This is a genomic window from Faecalicatena contorta (assembly GCF_021531895.1).
Lineage (GTDB): Bacteria > Bacillota > Clostridia > Lachnospirales > Lachnospiraceae > JAFBIX01.
This window is the reverse complement of record NZ_JAFBIX010000054.1, coordinates 1-5,086: the sequence shown is the minus strand read 5'-3', so window position 1 is coordinate 5,086 and position 5,086 is coordinate 1. Positions and strand designations below refer to the sequence as shown.

At 41.2% G+C, this 5,086-nt stretch carries 3 protein-coding genes and 1 pseudogene; all 4 read left to right on the top strand.

Annotated features, from left to right (window positions below; genetic code table 11):
• Positions 1-38 precede the first annotated feature (38 nt).
• The 4 genes and pseudogenes from JQM81_RS13215 to JQM81_RS13200 all read left to right on the top strand — a co-directional run bounded on the left by JQM81_RS13215 (position 39) and on the right by JQM81_RS13200 (position 4,963).
• The gene (locus JQM81_RS13215) at positions 39-1,103 is read left to right on the top strand and encodes an NAD(P)-dependent alcohol dehydrogenase (protein WP_235234263.1); all 1,065 of its coding nucleotides are present in this window, start codon (positions 39-41) and stop codon (positions 1,101-1,103) included.
• Positions 1,104-1,112: 9 nt separating this feature from the next.
• Positions 1,113-2,477: pseudogene (locus JQM81_RS13210) on the top strand (MFS transporter).
• A 62-nt stretch (positions 2,478-2,539) separates the two neighbouring features.
• Entirely contained in the window at positions 2,540-3,748 is a 1,209-nt protein-coding gene (locus JQM81_RS13205; protein ID WP_235234261.1) for a threonine/serine ThrE exporter family protein, read from the top strand.
• 108 nt (positions 3,749-3,856) lie between these two features.
• Positions 3,857-4,963, top strand: coding sequence for a helix-turn-helix domain-containing protein (locus JQM81_RS13200; protein ID WP_235234260.1), 1,107 nt, complete (start codon positions 3,857-3,859; stop codon positions 4,961-4,963).
• Positions 4,964-5,086 lie beyond the last annotated feature (123 nt).

Below are 5,086 nucleotides of genomic sequence, written 5' to 3'. Positions count from 1 at the left end.
GTGTATAAAGAAGTAAAAGGAAAGAAGAGGTATTTCAAATGAATGAAAAGATGAAGGTTGCGGTTATGCTTGGAATTGGTAAAATGGGATTTGAAGAGCGAGAGATTCCAACTCCTAAAGATGATGAAGTGTTAGTAAAGTTAGAATATGTAGGAATCTGTGGAAGTGACTTGCATTATTATGAGACAGGAGCAATTGGAGATTATGTCGTTGAACCACCGTTTGTGCTTGGGCATGAACCGGGCGGAACTGTCGTAAGTGTTGGAAAGAGTGTAAAGCATCTGAAAGTCGGAGATCGGGTAGCGCTGGAACCAGGAAAGACTTGTGGACATTGTGAATTTTGTAAGACGGGTCGTTATAATCTGTGCCCGGACGTTGTGTTTTTTGCAACTCCTCCGGTGGATGGAGTTTTCCAGGAATATGTGGCGCATGAGGCTGATCTGTGTTTCAAACTGCCAGATAATGTAAGTACGCTTGAAGGCGCTCTGATTGAACCGCTGGCTGTAGGATTTCATGCTGCAATGCAGGGTGGCGCGAGAACAGGACAGACAGCAGTAGTGATGGGAGCAGGATGTATTGGCCTTGTAACGATGATGGCGTTAAAAGCTATGGGTGTGTCAAAAGTATATGTAGTTGATATTATGGAAAAACGTCTCGAAAAAGCAATGGAATTAGGTGCAGATGGTGTGATTAACGGAAAAGAAAAAGATGCTGTAGAAGAAGTTAGAAGATTGACAGATGGAAAAGGATGTGATCTGGCAATTGAAACAGCAGGAACACAGTTGACAACTGTACAGACCATCCACATGACCAAAAAAGGCGCTACGATCGTATTGGTGGGATATAGTAAGAGTGGAGAGATGACTCTGCCAATGAGCCTTGCATTAGACAAGGAATTGACTTTTAAGACAGTCTTCCGTTATCGTCATATTTATCCAATGGCAATTGATGCAGTTGCTTCTGGAAAAGTCAATCTGAAAGGAATTGTAACAGATGTATTTGGATTAGACGATGTACAGAAAGCAATGGATTACAGCGTGAATAACAAAGCGGATATTGTAAAAGCAGTGATTCGTATATCAGAAGAAAGACAGGGTAAATAGGAGGTTCATATGGAGCAGAAAGATACGAATGTAAAGGTCCCTTTAATCAGCAAAATTGCTTATGGAATGGGCGATGTAGGATGTAATTTTAGCTAGATGTTTGTGGGAAACTTTTTAATGATTTTTTATACGGATGTATTTGGTATCAGTATGACAGCAGTGGCAGGATTGATGTTATTTTCCCGTTTTTGGGATGCAATTAATGATCCGGTTATTGGAGGGTTAAGCGATAAGACGCATACCAGATGGGGAAGGTATCGTCCTTGGCTATTGATAGGTGCACCTTTGACTGCTATTGTATTAATGCTGACATTCTGGGCACATCCAAACTGGTCACCTACAGCAAAGATTATCTATATGGCAATTACATATTGTATTCTTGTCTTAGGGTATACATGTGTGAATATTCCTTATGGTACCTTATGTGGAGCTATGACACAGAATATTGAAGAACGTGCAAAAATCAATACTTTTCGTTCAGTAAGTGCTATGGTTGCGATTGGAATTATTAATATTGTAACGGTTCCACTGATTACAGCACTGGGAAATGGAAACGATAAAAGAGGCTATCTTTTGATTGCCATTTTATATGGATGCATTTTTGCAATCTGTCATATCTTTTGCTTTGCCAAAACAAAAGAAGTGGTGGAAGTGCCGGAAAAGAAAAAAATATCTTTAAACGTACAGTTATCCGCGGTAGCAAAGAATAAGCCATATATGATTGCCGTAGCAGGACAGTTTTTATTTGGAGTAACTTTGTATGGAAGAAATGCAGATGCATTGTATTATTTTACTTATGTAGAAGGAAATAAGGCATTATTTAGTACATACTCGTTGTTTATTATCATTCCTTCCATTATTGGGGCTGCCTGTTTTCCACTTGTGTTTAAATGGACAAATAACAAAGGCCGTTCCGCTTCTATCTTTGCGTTGCTGACTGGAATTAGTATAATCAGCATGTACTTTTTTACGGCTGGAGAGTCTCCGGTTCCGTTTTATCTGTTTTCTTGTTTGGCACAGTTTTTCTTCTCTGGTTTCAATACCGCTATTTATGCGATTGTTCCGGATTGTGTAGAATATGGGGAATGGAAAACAGGACTTCGTAATGATGGTTTTCAGTATGCATTTATTTCTTTGGGAAATAAAGTTGGAATGGCAATAGGAACTTCTGTACTGGCAGGAATTCTTGGAGTTTTTGGATACGTAGCGAATCAGCAGCAGAATGCAGCTGTATTAGCTGTAATCAAACACGCTTTTACGACAGTACCTGGAGTATTATGGATTATTACAGCACTTGTATTATATTTCTATCGCCTGAATAAAAAAGTATATAACAAAATTATAAAGGAAATTCAGGAACGGAATAATATTTGAGAAAACAGCAGAGATAGGCTATAATAGCTATGAATGTTAGTTGTTATGGTCGGAGGAATGTTATGGATTATGAAGCTTTGCTGAATGAGGTCTTGGATATAGGAAAAGAAATGGTGAAATGTGGTGCGGAGACGAATCGTGCAGAGGACAGTATCTATCGTATGATGGAAAGTTATGATGTCGAACAGTGCAATGTGTTCGTGATTCAGAGTAATATCCAGGCAACAATCAAACCAGTAGGAGGATCGTATATCACACAGATTCGAAGGGTACATAAGACGGGATTCAATTATGACCGACTGGATTATCTGAATAATCTGTCCCGTTATATCTGTAAAAATCGTCCTTCAGTGGAAGAGATTCATGAGAAATACGAGGAAGTCATGAACCGAAAGCCACAGCCGGTCTATTTTCGCTATCTGGCGGCAATCTTGGGTGGTGTCGGATTCGGTGTCTACTTTGGCTGTGATTTTGTGGACAGTTGTGTCGGTATTGTAATCTGTACACTGGTGGAAGTTTATCTGGGAGATATTCTTGATAAAAAGGAGAATAACCTTGTAGTATACAATATTATCATTGCATTCCTGTCATCGGCGGCAGTTTTTCTGGCAGCAGAATTCGGCTTGGGTCATCATCCGGATCGGATTATATTAGGATTGAATATGGTTCTGATCAGTGGACTGGGTGTGGCAAATGGAATCCGGGATGTTCTGGACCGTGCATATATTTCAGGGATCCTGAATATTATTCATGCCTGTCTGGGTGCGGTTGCAATTGCATGTGGGACAGGTCTTGCCATGTTATTATTTGAGGGTAACATCTATGAGATGTATATTGCGCCAAGTGTGGTGGTGCAGCTGATATCCTGCGGTGTGGCCAGTATGGGATTTGCATTGGTATTCCGGGCTGCACCCAGACAATCCTTTTGGGCAGGCGTGGGAGGATTGGTTAACTGTGGCTGTTATCTGCTGGTGATTCATTTCTATGGAAATAATCTGCCAGCCATCATGGCAGGAGCGACTTTTGTGGCGGCATATGCCTATGCAATGTCCAGAATACATAAGGCTCCGGCTACCATTTTTCTTACAACATCTATTATGCCCGTGATACCGGGAGCAACGTTATTCTATATGATGCATGGAATCGTGCAGTCAGATTATGTGATGGCAAGAGAACAGACGATATTACTGGGACAGACCTGCATGGCGATTGCATTTGGATTCCTGATTGTAGAGATTGCGACACGTTATGTGTTTGAGAAAAAACGTTAACCAGAAAAGTTTCCTGTTGGTTGATTTAATTTCATAAAGTATCGTATGGCTCCATTGAAGCGTCATTCGTCCTCTGATACTATATATAGTAAGGAGGGCGAATTTTTTATGTATGGATTTCATTTATCAGACAATATAGTCCGGCTGCGGCGTGAGCGGAAAATGACGCAGGAAGAGGTGGCGGATTTTATAGGAGTTACAAAAGCTTCGGTGTCAAAATGGGAGAATCAGCAGAGTACACCGGATATCATGTTGCTGCCGCAGCTGGCAGCGCTGTTCGATGTGACGGTAGATGAACTGATGGGGTACGAAGCGCAGATGTCTAAGGAGCAGATCCGCCGTTGTTATCTGGAGCTTACGAACAATTTTACAAAAATGCCGTTTCAGGAAGCGATGGATAAAGTCCGGGAACTGACTCATCGATATTATTCCTGTTATCCGTTCCTTATGCAGGTATGTGTCTTGCATCTGAATCACTTCATGCTGGCAGAGACGGAAGAAGAAAGACAGCAGATCCTGCGGGAAACAGTGGTAATCTGTGACCGGATTCTGGAACGGTGCAGTGATGTCGGTATCTGTAACGATGCCATATCTATGAAGGCAGTAATAAAACTTCAGATGGGTAATATGGCAGAAGTTATTGAAATGCTGGAACCTGTGGCAGATTCGTTTCAGATATCGGAACAAAATGATATGCTTCTGATACAGGCATACCAGATGGCAGGAGAACTGGAAAAAGCGAAAAGTTATACGCAGATCCGACAGTATCTTTCTATGTTAAAGCTGGTGAATACAGCAATGTCAGACCTATCCCTGTACATGCAGGATATGAAACGATGTGAAGAGACGATACGGCGTATGAAAGGAATGATGAAGCTGTATCAGTTAGAACAGCTTCACCCGAATCAGGCGGCCCAATGTTATTATCAGATGGCAGTTGTCTATGCGGTTCAAGATAAGAGAGAAGAAGCATTGGAGGAACTGAAGCATTTTGAGCAATGTGTATGTTCACTTCTGGAGAGTGAGCAGGTGTTTCTTCATGGGGATGCTTACTTTGATCGATTGGAGGAGTGGATTGAGCAGCTTCCACTTGGAGACCAGACGCCAAGGGACAGAGCATTTGTCAGACAGAATGTAGTGCAGGCATTGTCGCATTCTGCGTTTACAGTACTAAAAGACATGGAAGAATATCAAAATATGATTCACCATATATAACTTCTCGGAATCTCAATGAATGAGATTCCAAGCGAAAATTGACAACTGAATATCGTGCAGGAAAAGAAATTTGCGAGAAATGGACATAAACATTGGACATAGAGGATACTATGCCTTGAAAAA